The organism is Bradyrhizobium sp. ORS 285 (assembly GCF_900176205.1).
Classification (GTDB): domain Bacteria; phylum Pseudomonadota; class Alphaproteobacteria; order Rhizobiales; family Xanthobacteraceae; genus Bradyrhizobium.
On sequence record NZ_LT859959.1, the window covers coordinates 4,288,818 to 4,309,082 of the forward strand.

At 65.8% G+C, this 20,265-nt stretch carries 17 protein-coding genes; 5 read left to right on the forward strand and 12 right to left on the reverse strand.

The genetic code is table 11. From position 1 onward, the window contains the following. Window positions 1-6 precede the first annotated feature (6 nt). From BRAD285_RS19435 to BRAD285_RS19450, 4 genes are read right to left on the reverse strand one after another with little or no spacing between them, the layout of a single operon-like run. Window positions 7-1,257 carry an ABC transporter substrate-binding protein gene (locus tag BRAD285_RS19435; RefSeq protein WP_006609032.1) on the reverse strand — a complete coding sequence of 417 codons (1,251 nt, stop codon included), beginning with the start codon at window positions 1,255-1,257 and terminating at the stop codon, window positions 7-9. 24 nt (window positions 1,258-1,281) lie between these two features. Next, entirely contained in the window at window positions 1,282-3,657 is a 2,376-nt protein-coding gene (locus BRAD285_RS19440) for a xanthine dehydrogenase family protein molybdopterin-binding subunit (RefSeq protein ID WP_006609033.1), read from the reverse strand. Beyond that, window positions 3,654-4,193, reverse strand: coding sequence for a (2Fe-2S)-binding protein (locus BRAD285_RS19445; protein WP_006609034.1), 540 nt, complete (start codon window positions 4,191-4,193; stop codon window positions 3,654-3,656). Before BRAD285_RS19445 ends, BRAD285_RS19440 begins: the two co-directional genes overlap by 4 nt. After that, a complete protein-coding gene (locus BRAD285_RS19450; RefSeq protein ID WP_006609035.1) occupies window positions 4,190-5,050 on the reverse strand; it encodes a xanthine dehydrogenase family protein subunit M in 861 nt (286 codons plus the stop codon). Before BRAD285_RS19450 ends, BRAD285_RS19445 begins: the two co-directional genes overlap by 4 nt. Before the next feature lie 263 nt (window positions 5,051-5,313). On the opposite strand from BRAD285_RS19450, the gene BRAD285_RS19455 reads away from it, so the two are divergent. Further along, window positions 5,314-5,958, forward strand: coding sequence for a TetR/AcrR family transcriptional regulator (locus BRAD285_RS19455; protein ID WP_006609036.1), 645 nt, complete (start codon window positions 5,314-5,316; stop codon window positions 5,956-5,958). Window positions 5,959-7,073: 1,115 nt separating this feature from the next. On the opposite strand, the gene ccoG is transcribed toward BRAD285_RS19455, so the two are convergent. From ccoG to BRAD285_RS19480, 4 genes are read right to left on the reverse strand one after another with little or no spacing between them, the layout of a single operon-like run. Then, on the reverse strand, window positions 7,074-8,519 hold the full coding sequence (gene ccoG / locus BRAD285_RS19465; protein ID WP_006609037.1) for a cytochrome c oxidase accessory protein CcoG: 1,446 nt from the start codon (window positions 8,517-8,519) through the stop codon (window positions 7,074-7,076). 44 nt (window positions 8,520-8,563) lie between these two features. Then, complete coding sequence (locus tag BRAD285_RS19470; RefSeq protein WP_035644227.1) at window positions 8,564-8,767, reverse strand: DUF2892 domain-containing protein; 204 nt, start codon at window positions 8,765-8,767, stop codon at window positions 8,564-8,566. A 52-nt stretch (window positions 8,768-8,819) separates the two neighbouring features. Next, window positions 8,820-9,260 carry a thioredoxin TrxC gene (gene trxC, locus BRAD285_RS19475; RefSeq protein WP_006609039.1) on the reverse strand — a complete coding sequence of 147 codons (441 nt, stop codon included), beginning with the start codon at window positions 9,258-9,260 and terminating at the stop codon, window positions 8,820-8,822. After that, a complete protein-coding gene (locus BRAD285_RS19480) occupies window positions 9,257-10,543 on the reverse strand; it encodes an NAD(P)/FAD-dependent oxidoreductase (protein WP_035644230.1) in 1,287 nt (428 codons plus the stop codon). The genes trxC and BRAD285_RS19480 overlap by 4 nt, the downstream gene beginning before the upstream one ends. Before the next feature lie 118 nt (window positions 10,544-10,661). Between BRAD285_RS19480 and BRAD285_RS19485 the strand changes: the two genes are divergently transcribed. From BRAD285_RS19485 to BRAD285_RS19500, 4 genes are all read left to right on the forward strand, one after another. Continuing rightward, on the forward strand, window positions 10,662-10,970 hold the full coding sequence (locus tag BRAD285_RS19485) for a helix-turn-helix transcriptional regulator (RefSeq protein ID WP_006609041.1): 309 nt from the start codon (window positions 10,662-10,664) through the stop codon (window positions 10,968-10,970). Between the two features lie 119 nt (window positions 10,971-11,089). After that, the gene (locus BRAD285_RS19490) at window positions 11,090-12,079 is read left to right on the forward strand and encodes an efflux RND transporter periplasmic adaptor subunit (protein ID WP_035644236.1); all 990 of its coding nucleotides are present in this window, start codon (window positions 11,090-11,092) and stop codon (window positions 12,077-12,079) included. Continuing rightward, entirely contained in the window at window positions 12,076-15,303 is a 3,228-nt protein-coding gene (locus BRAD285_RS19495) for an efflux RND transporter permease subunit (protein ID WP_006609043.1), read from the forward strand. Before BRAD285_RS19490 ends, BRAD285_RS19495 begins: the two co-directional genes overlap by 4 nt. A gap of 9 nt (window positions 15,304-15,312) precedes the next feature. Further along, window positions 15,313-15,669 carry a carboxymuconolactone decarboxylase family protein gene (locus BRAD285_RS19500; protein ID WP_006609044.1) on the forward strand — a complete coding sequence of 119 codons (357 nt, stop codon included), beginning with the start codon at window positions 15,313-15,315 and terminating at the stop codon, window positions 15,667-15,669. An 8-nt stretch (window positions 15,670-15,677) separates the two neighbouring features. On the opposite strand, the gene BRAD285_RS19505 is transcribed toward BRAD285_RS19500, so the two are convergent. Genes BRAD285_RS19505 through BRAD285_RS19520 form a run of 4 tightly spaced genes read right to left on the reverse strand, consistent with a single transcriptional unit; the run spans window position 15,678 to window position 20,252 of the window. Further along, window positions 15,678-16,892 (reverse strand): M20 family metallopeptidase, encoded by a 1,215-nt coding sequence (locus BRAD285_RS19505; protein WP_006609045.1) that lies wholly within the window; start codon window positions 16,890-16,892, stop codon window positions 15,678-15,680. 18 nt (window positions 16,893-16,910) lie between these two features. After that, window positions 16,911-18,485: an ABC transporter ATP-binding protein gene (gene nikE, locus BRAD285_RS19510; protein WP_006609046.1), complete on the reverse strand. Its 1,575-nt coding sequence runs from the start codon at window positions 18,483-18,485 to the stop codon at window positions 16,911-16,913. After that, the gene (locus BRAD285_RS19515) at window positions 18,482-19,312 is read right to left on the reverse strand and encodes an ABC transporter permease (protein WP_006609047.1); all 831 of its coding nucleotides are present in this window, start codon (window positions 19,310-19,312) and stop codon (window positions 18,482-18,484) included. The genes nikE and BRAD285_RS19515 overlap by 4 nt, the downstream gene beginning before the upstream one ends. Continuing rightward, a complete protein-coding gene (locus BRAD285_RS19520; protein WP_006609048.1) occupies window positions 19,305-20,252 on the reverse strand; it encodes an ABC transporter permease in 948 nt (315 codons plus the stop codon). Before BRAD285_RS19520 ends, BRAD285_RS19515 begins: the two co-directional genes overlap by 8 nt. Between the last annotated feature and the right edge of the window lie 13 nt (window positions 20,253-20,265).

The window sequence follows — 20,265 nt, forward strand, 5'->3', positions numbered from 1 at the left end:
GCGGGATCAGGTCGCGTGACCGAGCTCGCTGCAGCTCCGCAGCATCTCGTCGGCGCCGGGGTCATTGGCCACGATCGCGAACAGGTCGTTCTCGCCAGCCATCGCCGACTTCTTCTTCGATTCCAGCACCAGCACCGACTGCACCGACTGATGGTCGCATTTGCGATAGTGCTGCGGGCCCTTGGTCAGGTCATATTGCAGACCCTCCAGCGCCGCGACGACCTTGTCGGTCTCGGTGCCTCCGGCCGCCTGCATCGCCTGCAGCAGCGAGCCGACGCCGGAATAGCCGTAAGCGCCGTAGTCTGTCGGGATCGCACCGCCATTGGCCGCGCGGAACGCCTTGTTGAACTCGGCCGCCGTCTTGTTCTGGCTTTCGAGACCCCAATAATAATTGGCGCCGCCGACGACGCCCTCGAACACGTCGGGACCGACCGCGAGACGCTGATTGTGCAGAAGCACGGGCACCACGATCTTCATCTGCTGCTTGATCCCGAAATCGACCGCCTGCTTGATCGCGTTGGCCTGGTCGCGGCCGAAATTGCTGATGCACAGCACGTCCGGACGCATCGACATCAGGCGCGGCATGAACGTCGAATAATCGGCGGCGCCGAACGGATGCAGGATCTCACCGACGCTCTCGGCGCCGATCGAAGCCTGGGCGCGCTTGAAGCCGCGCAGCATCTCATGGCCATAGGCATAGTCGGCGACGAGATGGGCGACCTTCATGCCCTTCTTGATCGTCTGCCGCGCCACGGCCGCCGTGGTCATGTGCGGATTCAGCGCCTCGTGGAAGGTGTATTTGCTGAAATCCTTGGCCTCGTTGATGGTGTCGGACTGGCTGATCGAGACGTAGATCACGCCGCGCGCGCGAGTCACCTCGTTCACCGCCAACTGCACGGCGCTGGAGAGCGCGCCGACGACGGCATGCACCTTGTCCTTCTCGATCAGCTCCAGCGTCCGCGTTGCCGCCTCGCCCGCATTGAGCTTGTCGTCGCGCACCAGCAACTCGACCTTGCGGCCGGCGATGCCGCCCTTGTCATTGACCAGCTTGACCGCGAGCTCGGCGCACTTGACTTGGTCGCGCGCCTCGGCCGCGAACGGGCCGGTCAGCGGCGTCGGGAAGCCGATGCGGATGGTGTCATCGGCGGCGCGCCCCAGCCGCGGCATTGCGAGCGCGGCGATGCCCGCCGAGAGGCCCATGACAGCGGTGCGGCGGGAAATTCCTGCTGGTCGCGACTTGCTCTCGTAGACTGGCATGATGTCCTCCCTCATCTCGTTTTCTTAGTAGCGGTTGAGCGCCTTGAGCACGCGCGCGGGCGTGATCGGAATGGCATTGATGGACGCGCCGAACGGCGTCAGCGCGTCATTGACGGCATTGAGCACGCAGGCCGACGCCGCCGCCGTGCCGGCCTCGCCGCAGCCCTTCGCGCCGAGAATGGTATCAGACGTCGCCGTCTCCACATGGTCGATGACGATATCAGGCATTTCCATCGCCATCGGCACGAGATAGTCGGCGAGGGAGCCGTTGAGCAACTGGCCGGTGTCACCGTAGCGGCATTCCTCGAACAGCGCAGCTCCCAGCCCCTGCACGACGCCGCCGCGCAGCTGCTCGTCCACCAGCATCGGGTTGATGATGCGGCCGCAATCCTCGACGACGTAGTGCTTCAGCAGCTTGACGAAGCCGGTGTCGACATCGACCTCGAGATAGCAGCCCTGGATGCCGTTGGTGAAGGCGAAGGGATAGCCCTGCGGGGCGAAGTGATGGCTGACGGTCAGTTGCGCCTGGGTGCCCGGCGGCAGCGTGTCGGAACGGAAATAGGCGATCCGCGCGATCTCGGCGACCACGAGGCGCGGCTGCTGCGTCGCCTTGCTCACGACCTGCCCGTCGACGATGTCGAGCGCCGACGGCTGCTCCTGCAGGATCAGTCCGGCGATCTCCAGAATGTTGGCCTTGAGCTGCCGCGCGGCCTGCAGCGCGGTCTCGCCGCCGATGCCGGCGCCGCGGCAGGCCCAGGTCGCGCCGCCATGCGGCGTCACCTCGGTGTCGCCGGTCAAGATCTTGACGTGCTCCTGGGCGAGGCCGAGCTGATCGGCAACGATCTGGCTGATGATCGCCTCGGTGCCCTGCCCCTGCTCGGTCACGGAGATCGCGCAACGCACCTCGCCGGATGGCGTCAGGCTGAGCGTCGCGCCGTCCTGCGAGGAGATCCGCGCGCCGCCGACGCCATAGAACGCCGGGCTCGGATTGGTGATCTCGACGAAGGTCGCAATGCCGATGCCGCGATGAATGCCGCGCCGGCGCAGCTCAGCCTGCTCGGCGCGCAAGCGATCATAGTCCATGATCTCGCGCAGCCGCGCCAGGCACGCCTGATGCGACAGCGCCTCGAACCTGTAGCCAGTGGGCGATGCCGTCGGGTAGGCATCATCGGCGATCACGTTTGTCGCGCGGATCGCCAGCGGATCGAGGCCGACGCGTTCAGCCGCCAGATCCACCATCCGCTCGGTGACCGCGCAGGCGATGGGGTGGCCGACGGCGCGATACTGGCTGGTCTGTACCTTGTTCTGGAACACGACCTCCAGCGCCGCACGATACGACTTGAAGTCATAGGGCGCGCCGATCAGGCGGATGACCTGGTTGCCCTCGACCACGCTGGTGCGCGGATAGGTCGAGAAGGCGCCGATCGCGGTGGCGTCGTGGACATCCATGGCGAGGATCTTGCCCGCGGCATCCACCGCCATGCGCGCCCGCACCTGGTGATCACGCGCGTGGATATCGGAGGCAAAGGACTCGATGCGATCGGCGACATATTTCACCGGGCGCCCGAGCAGCATCGACAGCCCGACCACCGCCATGTCCTCGTGATAGACATGCAGCTTCATGCCGAAGGAGCCGCCGATATCTGGCGCGATCACGCGCACGCGCGCTTCCGGGATGCCGTAATGGCGGGAATAGAGATCCTGGAACTGATACGGCGTCTGCGTGGCGTGGTGCACCGTGAGCATGCCGCTGTCGGACTCGTAGTCCGCAATGATCGCGCGCGGCTCCAGCGTGACCGGCGTATGCCGGCCGAAGCTGAACGTCTCCTCGATCACATGCGCGGCCGAGCCAAAGGCGTCATCGACACCGCCGCTATCGAGCTGGGTGCGGAAGCAGATATTGGAGCTCGCGGCAGGATTGACCCGCTCGGCACCCGGCTGACGCGCGGCACCGAGATCGACCACCGCGGGCAGCTCCTCATAGTCGACCGAGATCAGCTCCAGCGCATCCTCGGCGAGCGCCCTGCTCTCGGCGACGACGGCGACGACCGCCTGGCCGGCCCAGACCACGCGCTCCAGCGGCAGCGGCCATTGCGGCTCGGAGGTCATGCCCTTGAAATGGTCGAGCGTCCCGGTCCACGGCGTGCAGATCTTGGCGAGGTCGGGACCGGTCGCGACCAGATGCACGCCGGCGAGCGTGCGCGCCGCCTCGGCGTCGATCCTGATGATCCGCGCATGCGCATGAGGACTGCGCAGGAACGCCGCATGCAGCATGCGCGGCAGGCGGATGTCGGTGACATAACGCCCGCGTCCTGCGAGCAGCCGCTTGGCGTTCGGCCGTGGCACCGCGCGGCCGATATAGGAATTCGGACGATCCAGCGAGGTCAGCGGCGCACTCATGGCGACGAGCCCTCCCCAGGCTGCGACGCCTTGGTCGCGCGTGCATCGGCCACCGCTTCGATGGCGTCGACGATCGCCTCGTAGCCGGTGCAACGGCAGAAATTGCCCGAGAGCGCATCGCGGATGATCTCTCGATCCGGCGTCGCGTGGTGGGTCAACAATTCATGCGCGGTCATCAGCATGCCCGGGGTGCAGAAGCCGCATTGCAGGGCGTTGCGCCGGTGAAACTCGGCTTGCAGGTCGGCAATCACGCCGCTTTCCGCGAGGCCTTCGATCGTGTCGATCCGCGCGCCATCCGCCTGCACGGCGAACATCAGGCAGGCATGGACGGCGCGGCCGTCGAGCTGGACCAGGCAGGCGCCGCAGGCGCCCATCTCGCAGCCGGCATGAGTGCCGGTCAGCTCGAGCTGATTGCGAAGACAGTCGACCAGCGTGTCGCGCGGCGCGACATCGCACGTCGTCTTGCGGCCGTTGACAACCATGCGAACGCGCACGGCTTCGTCAGCGTCGTCGAGATCGACCGCCCTGCTGCTCATGCTGCCTCCCTGAGGCGACCAAGCAAACGGCCGAGCAGCACCCGCGCCAGATGCAGACGCATCGCGGCGGGCACGTCGTCGCTGTCGTCAGGCGCGAGATCACCACCCAGCGCCGCCTGGGCCGCAGAGATGCGGTCGGCGTCGAGGCGAGTTCCTGCGAGCGCGGCCTCCGCGGATTTCGCGCGCGTCGGCACATTGCCGACGGAGAACAAGGCGATCCGGATATCCGCGATCAGATCCTGTTCGACCGTCGCGATCATGCCACAGCCGACAAGCGCGTAATCCCCGCGGCGACGCGCCAGCTCGTCGAACGCAATGCGCTGATTGGCGCGCAACAACGGCACATGAACCGCAACCAGCAGCTCGCCGGGCGCGAGCGCCGTCTCGAACAGATCGATGAAGAACTCATCGGCCCCGACACGCCGCCGGCCGGCAGGACCGGCGATCTCCATCTCGGCGCCGAGCGCCAGGACGACCGCTGGAAATTCCGAGGCGGGATCAGCGAGCGCAACGCTGCCGCCCAGCGTGCCGCGATTGCGGATGGCGGGATGCGCGACATATGGCGCGGCGGCCCGCAGCAGCGGCGCGAATTCACCGATCAGCGGCTCGGTCAGCATCTGGCAATGCCGCGTCAGCGCGCCGATGCGCAGCCACTCGCCCTCGCGCCTCACGCCGCAGAGATCGTCGATGTGGTTGATGTCGATCAGCAGGCGCGGCGCCTGCAGACGCAGCGCCAGGGCTGGAACGAGGCTTTGTCCGCCGGCGATGAAGCGCGCCTCATCGCCGCTGCGCGCAGCAGCGTCGAGCGCCTCGTCGATCGTGCGTGCACGAAAATAGCTGAAAGCCCGCGCTTTCATCCGTTTCCTCGTCTCCAGGGCTCATCAGCCCGGACTGCCAGATTTGTGACCATCTGGTCTCAAAACAGTGCACGAGGTTGCCGCCGCGGTCAACCAGAAACGAACGATTGGTCACAAAACTGCTTTCGGCTATCACATGCGCATTGCGGCAACCCAATCAGATCATGGCCAAGCCCCCAAAGACAGCCAACGCGACCAAGACGGCAAACCGCGCCGCACGCGCGTCCAAACCGGACAACTTGCCGCAGCCCCGGCGCCGCAACATGCGGGCGGCCGACCGCGAGCGGCTGATCGTCGATGAAGCGATCCGCTTCTTCGCCGAGCGTGGCTTCGAAGGCCAGACCCGGGAGCTCGCCAAGCGCATGGGTATCGCGCATTCGGTGATCTACCGGCACTTTCCTTCCAAGGAAGCGCTGATCGAGCGGGTCTATCAGGAGGTCTATCTCAGCCGCTGGTCGCAGGACTGGGGCCCGCTGATCCGCGACCGCAGCCAGCCGCTGCAGACGCGCCTGACGAGCTTCTATCTCGACTACGTCGCGCGCGTGTTCGAGTACAATTGGGTGCGGATCTTCGTGTTCTCGGGCATGAAGTCGTTCGGCATTACTGGACGCTACCTCGATCTCGTCCGCCAGGAGATCATCGAGCCGGCCGCGATCGAGCTGCGCCACGAATTGAAGCTGCCGGATGCCGCGACCTGCCCGCTCGAAAGCCGCGAGACTGAAATGTTCTGGGGCCTGCATGGCCGCATCTTCTATCTCGCGATCCGGAAATTCATCTACGAGACGCCGGTGCCGCCTGATCTCGAGCAGACCGTTCGCGACGCGATCCTGCTGTTCATGGACGGCGCGCGGGTAGCGCTTCCCCGCCTCCTTCAGGAGCGCAACTCACACACCGCACCCGGCGTCTAGGGCTGGAGGCTAGAACGACGGCCCTCTGTCGCGCGCCCCGAGGAGACCACGGTCATTTTGGCCCGACGGGCGACTCGGCCGGAAGATGCAGGTCGATCAGCGCTGCGGCAGCCTCTGGCGGCCGTCGCAGCAGGAAAATTCTTCGCCAGCAGGATCAACATCCTGGCCACCGCCACATGCTGCCCTCGCCATTTTCAACTTTCGTTTTTACAGAAACTGCGATTGAATATCGCCGTCCCGCCTCGGCAAGAGGGGCGCATCGCGATCGTCACGACACGCGAGGTGGGATGCGGTGGCCGCGATCATGCTGCAGCGTGCTTCAGTGCGCGCGGACGAACGGCTGATGGCGGACGTAAAGACGCGTGGTCCTGGCGCCCCGAAGCTGGCGCCAAGCTCTCTGGTCATGATGATCCGGAGAGCGACGGTGGCTAACAAGCCGGACACCGGGGAGATCGCGTTATAAGCGTGAAGACCATCGCGCGGGGAATGCCGGGCTGTCTCGGCTGAACCTGTGGTGACTGCCGCCTGCTTTTTTCTTGCAGGCGGGCCATGGGTGCGGCCAGCGCCCGGCATTCCCCGCGCCCTCTTCTTCGCAGGGCGGAACGACTGGAGCAACTCGGACGCCTCGGCGCCGCGGGAACGCTTCATGATGTCTGGTTTGTGCGATCGCTCTTGAAGGGCTGTTTGATTTCGTGAACGTCCCAAACAGGCTTGGCACACGTCGAGCTGTGAGTTGTGGGGCAACAGCTGGGCCTCGCCCTTCGAGACGGCCGCCGCTGGCGGCCTCCTCAGAGGGTGTGAATCTTTCGATTTCGGCAATTTTCGACATGAGTCAAATCAACGACTTAGCTCGTCCGAAAACTGCAAAATTCGAATTCTTTCTCATCCTCTCAGGGTGAGGCGCGAAATCTGTTCCCTTAACGTGCAACCTGAGCTCCTGGAGCTAAGCTCTCTCTCTCCAGGCAAACCCTCTTAGTCGGCGTGCAGCGTCGCCCTCGGTGCTAGACCCTCATGGTGAGGAGCGCCGCGCCGATCGCGCCGATGCGAGGACAGATCGCGGACCGCGGCGCGTCTCGAACCATGAGGCCCGAACGGGGCGAACCGAGCATCGCTTTCTATCGCGTTGCCGGCACGAAGTGATCGTGCTTGCTCACCGCCGTGCCGGTCGCGGGATCCGTGATCCTGATCTCGATATCGACCGGCGCCGGCGGCAGGTCGGCCCCCTTGGCTTCGATCGACATGCGGATCTCGCGGGTCTGGTCCTGACCGACATCGATCATCATGCGGCCATCGGCCTCGCGCGTCTCACCGGCCACCGTCACCTTGGCATTGGGCAGGCCGACGACGTCGAGCACGAAGTCGCGCGCGCCGCGCTTGTTCAAGAGGCGAACTGTGTAGTCGTTGCGCACACCGCCATCCGAGAGCTGAACGAACAGCGGGTTGCGCTCATGCAGCACGTTGATGCCCATGGTGCCGCGCGTCGCCAGCGTATAGAGCATGATGCCGCCGACGATCGCGATGAAGCTCGCATAGATGATCGTACGCGGCCGGATGATCCGGTAGATCTCCGGCTTGCCTTCCCTGCGGCGCTGAACATTGATGTCGGTATCATAGCCGATCAGTCCCGTCGGACGACCGATCTGCGTCATCACGCTGTCGCAGGCGTCGATGCACAGGCTGCACTGGATGCAGCCGAGCTGGATGCCGTTGCGGATGTCGACGCCGGTCGGGCAGACATTGACGCATTGATGGCAGTCGACGCAGTCGCCGGCCGGGGCGCCCTGCAGCCGCGCCGCCTCCGCCTTCTTCACCGACATCCGCGGCTCGCCGCGGTCGCCCTTGTAGGTGACGTTGAGCGCCCATTCGTCGGTCAGCGCCGCCTGGATGCGCGGCCACGGGCACATGTAGATGCAGACCTGCTCGCGCGCGTGGCCAGCGAACATGTAGGTCGTGGCCGTCAGGATGCCGATCCAGAGATATGCGGTGAAGGGCGCCTGGAAGGTGGCGAGGTCCTTCACCAGGGTCGGCGCGTCGTCGAAATACAGCACCCAGGCGCCGCCGGTCCACCAGCCGATCATGATCCAGAGGAAGTGCTTGGTCGCGACCTGGCGGATATGGGTGAAGGTCCAGCCCTTCTTGTCGCTCAGCATGCGCTCGCGCCGGTCGCCCTCCACCCAGCGCTCGACGGCGTAGAACAGGTCGGTCCACACCGTCTGCGGACAGAGATAACCGCACCACAGCCGGCCCGCGACCGCGTTCATCAGGAACAGGGCGACGGCTGCAATGATCAGCAGGCCGGTGAAATAATACACCTCCTGCGGCCACAGCTCGATGAAGAAGAAGTAGAAGCGGCGATGCGGGAAATCGACCAGCACCGCCTGGTTCGGCATGCCGGGCCCGCGATCCCAGCGCACGAACGGCAGCAGATAGTAGATGCCGAGCGTGATGCAGAGGATCGTCCACTTGATGCGGCGGAAGCGGCCGCGCACGGCAGCCGGATAGACCTTGTCGCGCGCCTTGTAGAGCGGCCCGACAATATAGGTTTCGTCCGAGTCAGCCATGATGCCCTCGCTTCATCGTCATCTCGCCCCACCTTCTTGGCCGTTCAGGAGAATGCGTTGCCGCTACGCAGCCCAAGCTTCTTGAACACGATCGCCGCCGGGCAGAAGCCGGTGAACGAAGCCTGGATCATGTTCACGCCGGCGAAAGCCGTGAGCAGGAACCAGTACGGATTGACATACCAGCCGAGCGCGAGGCCGAGCAGGACCACGAACCCTGCGAAGGTGAGAACTGCTTTGTCGACGTTCATGGCATAGTCCCTCATGGTTGCATTTGAGCGTAATCAAGCCGGCACCGCGGCATCATTGCCGCAGGCCGGACAGCGTCCAGGCAACGATTCGTTGCGAGTCCATCGCACCCGAGATCCGCTGCAGCTCCCGGCCCTTGTGCAGCAGCAGCAGGGTCGGGATTCCGGAGATGCCGAACTTCGCCGAGACCTCCGGCGCCTCGTCGGAGTTCAGCTTGAGAAGCTGCACGCGCGGCTCGAGCTCTTGAGCTGCGCGCGCGAACATCGGCGCCATCGCCCGGCATGGGCCGCACCAGGGCGCCCAGACATCGACCAGCAACGGCAGGTCGCTATTCGCGAGGTGGCGGGCGAAGGCGGCCTGGTCGACCTCGATCGGATGGCCGGAAAACAGCGGCGCGTGGCATTTGCCGCATTTGCCCTGGCCCGGCGCGCGGCCCGCCGGGAGGCGATTGATCTGCCCGCACTGGCCGCACACCAGTTGAAAGCTCTCGCTCATGTGCCCGTCCTGACTTCCTTGATCTTTCCAATGTTGAGCCGGTCGAGCAGGAACTTCTCGTAGAACGGCTCAGGCGTGCCGCGTCTCATCTTGCGCAGGAAATACTTCTCGAAGGCGACCTTGGCGTAATGCACCCACTCCCCCTTCGACGACCAGTTGACATTGCGCGGCGGGATCTGCGGCTGCGCCAGGAAGGCGACGCCGGAATCGCCGAAATCGGCGAGGCAGATCGCATTCCAGGTCGGCTGCGACTTCGGCGCCTCGCCACGCAGCAGCGCGCCGATGTTCAGCGCGGTGGCCGTGACCATCGACTCGATCATGAAGCCGGTCTTGGGCACGCCGACCGGCACCGGCGTCGGCCCGATCGGCGGGATCGCGACGCACACGCCGATGGCGAACACGTTGGGAAAAGCCGGATTGCGCTGATGCTTGTCGACGATGACGAAGCCGCGCGGGTTGGTCAGCTTGTCGATGCCCCTCACCGCGCCGACGCCGCGAAACGCCGGCAGCATCATCGAATAGGCGAACGGCAGCTCGTGCGTCTTGCGCACCGAGCCGTCGTCGGCCACCTCCTCCACGACCATCCGCCCGTCCTCGACCTTGGTGACGCGCGCGCTCGTGATCCACTTGATGTGCTTTTCGCGCATCTCGCTTTCCAGCAGCCCCTTGGTGTCCCCGACGCCGTCGAGTCCGAGGTGGCCGATATAGGGCTCGGAGGTGACGAAGGTCATCGGCACCTGGTCGCGCATCTTGCGGCGGCGCAGCTCGGTCTCGAGGATGAAGAGGAATTCGTAGGCCGGCCCGAAGCACGACGCGCCCTGCACCGCGCCGACGATCACCGGACCCGGCTTCTCGGCGAGCTTGTCGAAGGCCGCCTTGGCATGCGCCGCGTGATCCACATGACAGACCGACTGGGTATGGCCGTCCGGGCCGAGCCCCGGGATCTCGTCGAAGGCGAGTTCGGGACCGGTGGCGACGACGAGATAGTCGTAAGGAACCATGGTGCCGTCGGTCAGCTCGACCTGGCTGTCGTCCGGATGCACCCGCTTGGCGCCCTGCGTCAGCAGCCGGATGCCCTTGCGCTGCATGACGTCGACGAGATCGATCTCGATGTCGTCGCGCTTGCGCCAACCCACGGCCACCCAGGGGTTGGACGGCACGAAATGATACGAGGACCCTTGCGAGATGACGGTCACGCGATCCTCCTTTCGCATCTGGGGCAGCAATTCATAGGCCATCAGGGAGCCGCTCAGCCCCGCTCCGATCACGACAACGTCCGCCATTGGGTCCTCCATCGCCTTGCTTCGTTCTTGTTTTGCTCAGCCCCGACCTTCCGGGCCGGCCTTGACTATATATTTGTATATCCGTATATACGCAACTATGAAATTTGATGCTGACATCATGGAAGTGGCCGCTGACAAAGCCAGCGATCTCCTGAAGGCGCTGTCGAACCGCCACCGGCTCCTGATCATCTGCCAGCTGGTCGACGGTGAGCGCTCGGTCGGCGAGTTGGCTGCGTCCCTGGGCCTGCGCGACTCGACCGTCTCCCAGCACCTCGCACTGCTGCGCAAGGACGGCCTGGTCACTGCCCGGCGCGACGGACAGACGATCTACTACTCGATCAGCAGCGAGCCGGCGCGCGAGGTGCTGAAGACGCTCTATCAGGTCTATTGCGCGACGCCGCCGCCGGAACCCGGGTCGAGACTATGACCGTCGAACGCCTACGAGTTGAGCAGCATCAAGTGGGAACCCGCCGCCCAGTGGGATGGATGGACTGCCCGTTTGGCTCGACCACTCGAATTGATTCAAAAGAGAACAGGATGAAGCCAATGCGCAGATTATCGCTCCTGAGCTTGATCGCTATGATGAGCTGGCAGTCGGTAGCAGCCAATGCCGAGACGCTCACGGTGGCTCCGCGCCAGGTGGCCGACGAGAAGGCGGTGTTCGCGACCGTGGAAAGCGTCAGCGTCGTCCCCGCGCGCGGCCGCATCGGCGGCACCGTTGCTCAGCTGTCCGTGCGCGAGGGCGATCCCGTCAAGCGCGGCCAGCCGATCGCTCTGATCGGCGACGAGAAGCTCGCGCTGCAACTCAAGTCGCTCGACGCCCAGATCGAGGCGTTGCAGGCGCAAGCCAACCAGGCGCAGATCGACTTCACCCGCACCGAGGGCCTCGTCGAGCGCGGCACCCTGCCCCGGGTCAAGCTCGACGAGACGCGCACTGCGCTGAACGTCGCCGAGAACGGCCTGCGGGCGAAGACGGCCGAGCGCGCCGTGGTCAATCAGCAGATGAGCGAAGGCCAGGTGCTGGCGCCCGACGACGGCCGCGTGCTGAAGAAGCTCGTCGTCGTCGGATCCGTGGTGCTTCCCGGCGACCCTGTGGTCACCGTGGCGCAGCAGAACTTCAAGCTGCGGCTGCGCGTGCCCGAGCGCCATGCGCTATTCTTGAAAGCCGGCGACAAGATCCGCATCGATGGCGCCGAGTTCGGCGACAGCGGCGACAAGTTTGGCGTGATCGACCTCGTCTATCCGCAGATCGAGGAAGGCCGCGTCGTCGCCGACGCCATCGTCCCAGGCCTCGGCCAGTACTACGTCGGCGACCGGCTGCGGGTCTGGATCTCCGGCGGCCAGCGCGACGCCTATGTCATTCCCTCGCGCTACGTCACCACCCGCTTCGGCATCGACTACGTGAAGCTGCAGCAGGGCGCGCAGCAGGTGAGCGTCCCGGTGCAGCGCGGCCGCGCGCTGCCCAGCGCCGATCTCCCCGATGGCCTTGAAATCCTGTCCGGCCTGCGCGCCGGCGACCAATTGGTGCAGCCGTGAAACTTGGACTCTCGGGCAAGCTGACCCAGGCGACCATCGCCTCGCCGCTGACGCCGCTGTTCCTGCTCGCTTCCCTCGTCGTCGGCCTCATCGCCGTGGTCGTGATCCCGCGCGAGGAGGAGCCGCAGATCAGCGTCCCCATGGTCGACATCCGCGTCAACGCCGACGGCCTGCGCGCGCCTGATGGTGTCGAGCTCGTGACCAAGCCGCTGGAGACGATCGTCAAGGCGATCGACGGCGTCGAGCACGTCTACAGCCAGACCGAAGATGACCGCGTCATGGTCACCGCGCGCTTCCTGGTCGGCACCAAGTTCGAGGATGCGATCCTGCGCGTCCATGAGAAGATCCGCGCCAATCTGGACCGCATCCCGGTCGGAATTTCTGAGCCACTGATCGTCGGACGTGGGATCAACGACGTCGCGGTCACCGTGCTGACCCTGTCGCCGAAGCCGGAGGCCGCCGAGCGCTGGTCCGACAAGGACCTCTATGAGCTCGCCGACAAGCTGCGCGCGGAACTGACGAAGGTCGACAATATCGGACTGACCTACATTTCCGGGGGCGGCGCCCAGCAGATCCGCGTCGAGCCAAGCCCGGAGAAGCTGTCGCTGTTCGGCGTGACCTTGCAGCAGCTCGTCGCCAAGGTGAAGGATGCCAACCGCTCCTTCCTGGCGGGCGACGTCCGCGACGGCGGCATCGTCCGCAACGTCACTGCGGGCCAGACCCTGACAGGCGTCCCCGATATCGGCCTCCTGCTGATCTCGACCCGCGACGGACGCCCGGTCTATGTGCGCGATGTTGCGACCGTCGTCATCGGCCCCAACCTCGCCGAGCACCGCGTCTGGGACGACGCGCGCAACGACAAGGGCGACTGGCATCGCGTGCCCGCGGTGAGTCTCGCGCTTGCCAAGCGCGCCGGCGCTAATGCGGTCGTGGTGTCGCACGACATCGCGCAACGGTTGGACGGGCTCAAGGCGAGCCTCATTCCGAGCGACGTCGCGGTCACGGTGACGCGTGACTATGGCGAAACGGCCAATGAAAAGGCCAACGAGCTGCTGTTCCATCTCGGCCTCGCGACGATCTCGATCGTCGTGCTGATCGCGATCGCGATCGGCTGGCGCGAGGCGGTGGTCACCTTCGTCGTGATCCCGACCACGATCCTGCTGACGATGTTCGCGGCCAATTTGATGGGCTACACCATCAACCGCGTCAGCCTGTTCGCGCTGATCTTTTCGATCGGCATCCTGGTCGACGACGCCATCGTCGTGGTCGAGAACATCGCACGCCATTGGGGCATGCGCGACGGCCGTCCGCGTCTGCAGGCGACCATCGAGGCCGTGGCCGAGGTCGGCAATCCGACCATCGTCGCTACTCTCACCGTGGTCGCCGCCCTGCTCCCGATGCTGTTCGTCTCGGGCCTGATGGGCCCGTACATGGCGCCGATTCCGGCCAACGCCTCGGCTGCGATGCTGTTCTCGTTTGTCGTGGCGATGGTCGTGGCGCCCTGGCTAATGCTGCGCCTCGCGCCGAAGCCAACCACCGCCGCGGGGGCCGGAGCGCATCACGACGCGCATGGCGAAGGCCGGCTCGGCCGGATCTATCGCAGCGTCGCGCGTCCGATCGTCGCCAGCAAGCGCTCCGCCTGGATCTTCCTGCTCGGCGTCGGGATCGCCACGCTGCTGTCGATGACGCTGTTCGCGACCAAGTCCGTCACTGTCAAGCTGCTTCCGTTCGACAACAAGTCGGAGATCGCCGTGATGGTCGATCTGCCGGAAGGCGCGAGCCTGGAAGACACCGAGCGGACGCTGTTCGCCGCGGCCGACATCGCGCATCAGCTGCCGGAGATCAGCAACGTGCAGAGCTATGCCGGCACGGCGGCGCCGTTCAACTTCAACGGCCTCGTCAGGCACTATTACCTGCGCGAACGGCCGGAGCTCGGCGAGCTCCAGGTCAATCTCGCCGCGCGCGGCGACCGCAAGCGTTCCAGCCACGACATCGCGCTCGACCTGCGGCAGCGGCTGAAGGCGGTCTCGGTGCCCTCCGGCACCAGCATCAAGGTGGTCGAAGTGCCGCCGGGGCCGCCGGTGCTTGCGACCTTGCTGGCCGAGATCTACGGCCCGGATGCCGCGACGAGACGCGCGGTCACCACCGAGCTGAAGAAGGTGTTCGCAGACGTGCCCTTCATCGTCGACATCGACGACTCCATCGGTCAGCCGCGGCCGCGGCTGCGGCTGTCGATCGACCAGGACAGTCTGGAGTTCTTCGGCGTCGAGCAGCGCGACGTCTACGACACCATCCAGACCCTGTTCGGCGGCGTGTCGGTCGGCTACTCGCATCGCGGCGAGGACCGCAATCCGATCGAGATCGCGGTCAAGCTGCCGAAGCGCGCCAAGAGCTGGAGCGAGGCCCTGGCCTCGACGCCGGTGCCCGCCAACACGCTGCCCGGCAGCAAGACCGTGGTCGAACTCGGCCAGGTCGTGAAGGCGACGATGGAAGAGGGATCGCCGATGATCTTCCGCCGCGACGGCCGCTTTGCCGACATGGTGATGGCCGAACTGGCCGGCCGTTTCGAGGCGCCGCTCTACGGTATGCTCGCGGTCGCCGACCGCATCGATGCGCATGACTGGGGCAACCTGCCGAAGCCGGTAATCGGCTTCCATGGCCAGCCGAAGGACGAGTCCCATCCGACGCTACTGTGGGACGGCGAATGGGAAATCACCTATGTGACCTTCCGCGACATGGGCGCGGCGTTCGGCGCCGCCATCCTCGGCATCTACGTGCTGGTGGTGGCACAGTTCAAGAGCTTCCGGCTGCCGCTCGTCATCCTGACGCCGATCCCGCTGACCTTGATCGGCATTCTGCTCGGCCATTGGCTGCTTGGCGCGCCGTTCACCGCGACGTCGATGATCGGCTTCATCGCGCTCGCCGGCATCATCGTGCGCAACTCCATCCTGCTGGTGGACTTCATCCGGCACAGCGGCGACGAGGGCAAGACGTTGCGCGACGTCGTGCTCGAAGCCGGTGCCGTGCGCTTCAAGCCGATCCTGCTGACGGCGCTGGCGGCCATGATCGGGGCGGCGACGATCCTGCTCGATCCGATCTTCCAGGGCCTGGCGATCTCGCTGCTGTTCGGCCTCGCCTCCTCCACCCTGCTCACCGTGCTCGTCATCCCCGCGATCTACATCGCGCTGCGCGATCCCGGCAAACCGACCATGAAAGCACCCTAGGACATCTCCATGACCAAGAACTACAACGAGATCTGCAAGGACATCTCCGGCAACCTGAAGACGCTGCGCAAGGACATCCCTGATGTGATGCAGGGCTTCTCCGCGCTGGCGCGGGCCGCCGGCGCCGACGGCGCACTCGACAAGAAGACCAAGGAGCTGATTGCGCTCGCGATCGGCGTCGCCGTCCGCTGCGACGGCTGCATCGGCTTCCATGCCGAGGCCCTGGTCCGTCTCGGCGCGACGCGCCAGGAGGTCGAGGAGACGTTGGGCATGGCGATCTACATGGGCGGCGGCCCGTCGCTGATGTACGCCGCCGACGCGATCGGCGCGTTCGAGCAGTTCCAGCAGCAGGCCGCCACCGCTTGAGCGCGGGCTCAGCCGCAGATGTCGAGAATGGCCAGCATGTAGATGCGGATCATGTCGAGATAGTCGGGAATGTCGACGCGCTCGTCCGGCATCGTGTTGTACCGGCCACCGGGCCCGCAGACGATGCCCTCCATGCCGCCCGAGGCATAGAGATGGCCGGCATCGGTGCCATAGAAGCAGCTCGGCGCAACCGGCCCCGTCGGCTGCGCCTCGCCGCGCACTGCGCGATAGGCGTCGTTGATCGCGCGGACGATCGGACTCTCCGGCGCGACCTCGAACGGCGGCATCGTCGGCACGCCGGCCCGGTCTTCCGACATCAGATGCGCCTTGAGGCCGGGAAACCGTGTCTCCAGCGCATCGAGCTCACGCCGCATGTCGGCGAGTGCGCCCTGCTCGGTCTGGCCGGGTGCATAACGGCCGGAGCCCTTGATGCGGACGAAGTCCGCCACCTGCGGCGTCCGCCACTCGTGCAGCTCGCGGCCGAGCGCGCCGTGAACGACGCCGACATGGACGCGGTTGATCGCCGCATGGGCCGGCGACCGGGCGCCGGAGAACGTCATCGCGTTGAGGCGCGGGATGAGATCGCAGGCGGCGCTGATGGCATCGACCGCCTCCTCGCGCTTGGACAGATGCCGCGTGTTGCCGACCAGCTCGATGATAAACATGAACGCCGCCGCGTGCATGGTCATCGCCTTCAGATCAGTCGGCTCCGAATTGATGAAGTAGTCCGCGCGCAGCCCCTGCTCGATCAGCGAATAGGTGCCGACGCCGCCCTGCAGCTCGCCGACCACATAGGTCAGGATGACATCGCCCTTCAGCTTCACGCCGGCTTCGATCAACGTCTTGACGGCGCAGAAATAGGCGGCGTCGCCGGCCTTCATGTTGGACACGCCGATGCCGTAGATGAACTTGTCGTCGACCTTTCCTTCCCATGGATCGACCGTCCAGCCCTCGGTCACCGGGTTGGTGTCGACGTGACCGTTGAACAGCAGGCTCTTGCCGCCCCCGGTTCCTTTCCAGCGCCCGACGGCGTTGACGCGTCCCTCATCGCCGAACGGCGCAACGGCCGCGTCGAGCCCGATCTCGCGCATCTGGTCGGCCATGAACGTGGCGAGCTGCTTCTCGCCCTCTGTCTTCGAATAGCTCTTGTGCTGCACCATGCGCGACAGCAGCGCGAGCGCAGCCGGAACATCGATGCGGGCGAGCAGATCCTTGCGGTCCATACGTTGAAATCCTTGCGGTCAGCCGACCGGAACGGGCGAAGCCGCCATCAGCTCGCGTGTATAGGGGTGAACGTCCTCGGCGCTGAAGGCATCGACGGCGCGGCTGTCGACGAGCTGGCCGTGGCGCATCACGACGATGCGGTGGGCGATCTGCCGAATGAGATTCAGATCGTGCGTAATGAACAGATAGGCCGTGCCGGTCTCGGCGCGCAGCGCCAGCAGAAGCTCGACGATCTGGGCCTGCACGGAGACGTCGAGCGGCGCGGTGATCTCGTCGCAGATCACGAGTCGCGGGCGTGCCGCAAAAGCGCGGGCGATCGCGACGCGCTGCTTCTCGCCGCCCGACAGCTGATGCGGCCAGCGCGTCGCATAGGATGCCGGCAGCCGCACCTGCTCGAGCAGTCGCGGCACCGACGACGGATCGCCGCCATAGAGCTTCAGCGGCCGCGACAGGATCTCGCCGATCCGGTGGCGTGGATTGAGCGAGGAATCCGGATGCTGAAACACGATCTGGACGTCGCGGCGATAGGCCCGGTTCATGTCGCCGGCCGCGTGAAGCGTCCGCCCATCAAAGCTGATCGCGCCCGAGAACCGCGCAAGCCCGGTCAACGCCCGCGCCATCGACGATTTGCCAGAGCCGGATTCACCGACGAGACCGACGATCTCGCCCGCACGGATGTCGACGTCGACGGCCTGGGTCGACGGCGGCGGCGCCGCACGGAACAGGCCGCGCCTGCCATAGTGAACCTCGATGCCCCTGGCTTCGAGCAGCACGTCAGAGCCCGGCGTATCGTGCACCAGCCGCCGCTCAGGACGCGGCACAGCCGCGATCAACGATTTGGTGTAGTCATGCTGCGGCTTACGGAAGATCTCGGACGCACTCGCCTGCTCGACCACGCGGCCATGCCTGATGACTGCGACGCGGTCGGCGACGCGGGTCATCATCGCGAGGTCATGCGAGATGTACAGCGCAGCAACGCCCGTCTCCGCGCGCAGGCGGCCGAACAGGTCGACGATGCGCGCTCCGGTAATGACATCCAACGCTGTCGTCGGCTCGTCGAACAGGATCACATCGGGCCGGCAACCGAACGCGGTTGCAATGATCACGCGCTGCTTCTCGCCGCCGGAGATCTCGTGCGGATAACGCCGCAGCATGGCAGAGGGATCACGCAGCTCGACATGGCCGAGCAGCTCGATTGCAAGAGTCGTAGCGTCGCGCGCGTTCAGAGCCCAATGACGCATCAGCGCCTCCGTCACCTGACGGCCGATGGTCAGCGTCGGGTTGAGCGCGGTGGACGGATCCTGGAACACCATGCCGATCCGGCGGCCGCGCACCTCGATCAGCCGTTTCGGTCCGAGCGCCTGCAGATCGATGTCGCCGAGCCGAAGCGAGCCCGAGACCTCGCGCGCATTGGCCGGCAGATGCCGCATCAAGGCCCAGGCGAGCGAGCTCTTGCCGGAGCCGGATTCACCGACCAGGCCGAGCACCTCGCCCGGCGCGATGGCGAGCGAGACGTCCCGCAGCACGGGGATGGCGCCCGCTGAAGTCACGTAGTCGAGGCTATATTGGGTGATCGCGAGCGCCGGTGTCATCGATCGTCTCGCGGGTTGAGCGCATCACGCAAGGCGTCGCCGACGAGATTGAAGGCAATGGCCGACAGCGCGATCGCCGCCGACGGCGCGATCAGGATCCACGGCGCGCGATGCATATACTGGCGCGCATCGGCGACCATCAGTCCCCACTCCGACGCGGGCGGCTGCGCACCCAGGCCCAGGAAGCTGAGCGTCGCAAACAGCATGACCGCGAACGACACCCGGATGGTCGCCTCGATGACGATGGGTCCCATCACATTGGGCAGCAGCTCGCGAAAGATGACGTGCGGCGCCGCCTCGCCGCGTGCCACCGCCGCCTTGACGTAGTCCTGATTGCGGACGGCAAGCGAGACCGAGCGCGTCACCCGGGCCATGCCCGGCGCGAAAGCCAGCGCGATCGCGACCACGGCGTTGCCGGCGCCATTGCCGAGCGTGCTGACCAGCAGCAGCGCCATCAGCAGGCCGGGGATCGCCATGACCGCATCATTGGTGCGCATGATGGCCTCGTCGGCCTTGCCGCCGAGATAGGCCGACGCGACGCCGACGACGGCACCGATGGCGCTGCCGGCCAATGTCGCTGCCAGCGCCATCGGCACGGTCGCCCGCGCGCCGGACAACAGCCGGCTCAGCACATCGCGGCCGAACTGGTCGGCGCCGAGCCAATTCTGCCAGCCCGGCGCGCGAAACCGGCCAAGAAAGTCCATCTTCTCCGGACCGTAAGGGGCAAGCCATGGTCCCAGGAGACAGACCGCAGTGAGCACGACGAGCAGTGCCAGCCCGATCGCGCCCTGCGGCTTGCGGATCATCCGTCGGAGCACCTCAGTCATAGCGGATCCGCCGGTCGAGCAGAGCGTAGACCACGTCCGCCAGTGTGTTAGTGATCGCGTAGGTCACCGCCATGATCAACGCGCCGGCCTGGATCGACGGCAGATCGCGCGTGGTGATGGCGACCATCAGCGCACGCCCGATGCCGGGAATGGCAAAGATCTCCTCGATCACGATGATGCCGCCGAGCAGATAGCCGACGTCGAGCGCGACGATGGTGATGACCGGCAGCAGCGCGTTGCGCATGACATGGCGGACCAGCACCGTGCGCTCCGGCAAGCCCTTCAATCGGGCGGCACGAACGTAGTCGGATTGCAGCACGTCGAGAGTCTCGGAGCGCATCATGCGCATGACATGCGCGACGAGGATTACCGACACTGTCAGGACCGGCAGCGCCAGATGACGCAGCGCCAGCCCGATATTCTCGAGCGGCGACACATAGCCGGTTGCGGGCAGCAAAGGCAGGATATCCGTCAGCAGCAGAGCGAGCACGGTCGCGGTCACGAACTCCGGCAGCGAAACGCCGAGATAAGCGATCACGCTGGTTGCAGTGTCCGCCACACGCCCCTGGCGCAGCGCCGCAAACATCCCGAGCGGCACCGCGATCAGAAGTGTCAGCGCGAGCGAGCCGGCGGCGAGCAGCAGCGACCGCGAGAGCGCGGTCAGCATCTCCGGCGCGACCGGCAGACCTGTGCGCATGGAGACGCCGAAATTGCCGCTGACCGCGTGCTCCACCCAATGGACGAATTGCAGCCAGACCGGATCATTGAGCCCCAGCCGTGCGCGGACCGCCGCGAGCGCTTCGGCCGACGCGTTCTCACCCAGCAATGTCTGTGCGGCATCGGCCGGCAGCGCCTGCGTGATGGCGAACACCAGCACGCAGACGACGGCGACCGTATAGATCATGAGCAGCAGCCGCCGCAGCAGCCAGGCAAGCGACACCGATGGACCTCGT

Coding starts and splice junctions, on each gene's coding strand:
- nikE (WP_006609046.1), bottom strand. CDS start 18,485: ATGACACCGGCGCTCGCGATCACCCAATATAGCCTCGACTACGTGACT.
- BRAD285_RS19435 (WP_006609032.1), bottom strand. CDS start 1,257: ATGCCAGTCTACGAGAGCAAGTCGCGACCAGCAGGAATTTCCCGCCGC.
- BRAD285_RS19490 (WP_035644236.1), top strand. CDS start 11,090: ATGCGCAGATTATCGCTCCTGAGCTTGATCGCTATGATGAGCTGGCAG.
- BRAD285_RS19480 (WP_035644230.1), bottom strand. CDS start 10,543: ATGGCGGACGTTGTCGTGATCGGAGCGGGGCTGAGCGGCTCCCTGATG.
- ccoG (WP_006609037.1), bottom strand. CDS start 8,519: ATGGCTGACTCGGACGAAACCTATATTGTCGGGCCGCTCTACAAGGCG.
- BRAD285_RS19470 (WP_035644227.1), bottom strand. CDS start 8,767: ATGAACGTCGACAAAGCAGTTCTCACCTTCGCAGGGTTCGTGGTCCTG.
- BRAD285_RS19500 (WP_006609044.1), top strand. CDS start 15,313: ATGACCAAGAACTACAACGAGATCTGCAAGGACATCTCCGGCAACCTG.
- BRAD285_RS19515 (WP_006609047.1), bottom strand. CDS start 19,312: ATGACTGAGGTGCTCCGACGGATGATCCGCAAGCCGCAGGGCGCGATC.
- BRAD285_RS19445 (WP_006609034.1), bottom strand. CDS start 4,193: ATGAGCAGCAGGGCGGTCGATCTCGACGACGCTGACGAAGCCGTGCGC.
- BRAD285_RS19440 (WP_006609033.1), bottom strand. CDS start 3,657: ATGAGTGCGCCGCTGACCTCGCTGGATCGTCCGAATTCCTATATCGGC.
- BRAD285_RS19505 (WP_006609045.1), bottom strand. CDS start 16,892: ATGGACCGCAAGGATCTGCTCGCCCGCATCGATGTTCCGGCTGCGCTC.
- BRAD285_RS19455 (WP_006609036.1), top strand. CDS start 5,314: ATGCGGGCGGCCGACCGCGAGCGGCTGATCGTCGATGAAGCGATCCGC.
- trxC (WP_006609039.1), bottom strand. CDS start 9,260: ATGAGCGAGAGCTTTCAACTGGTGTGCGGCCAGTGCGGGCAGATCAAT.
- BRAD285_RS19485 (WP_006609041.1), top strand. CDS start 10,662: ATGGAAGTGGCCGCTGACAAAGCCAGCGATCTCCTGAAGGCGCTGTCG.
- BRAD285_RS19450 (WP_006609035.1), bottom strand. CDS start 5,050: ATGAAAGCGCGGGCTTTCAGCTATTTTCGTGCACGCACGATCGACGAG.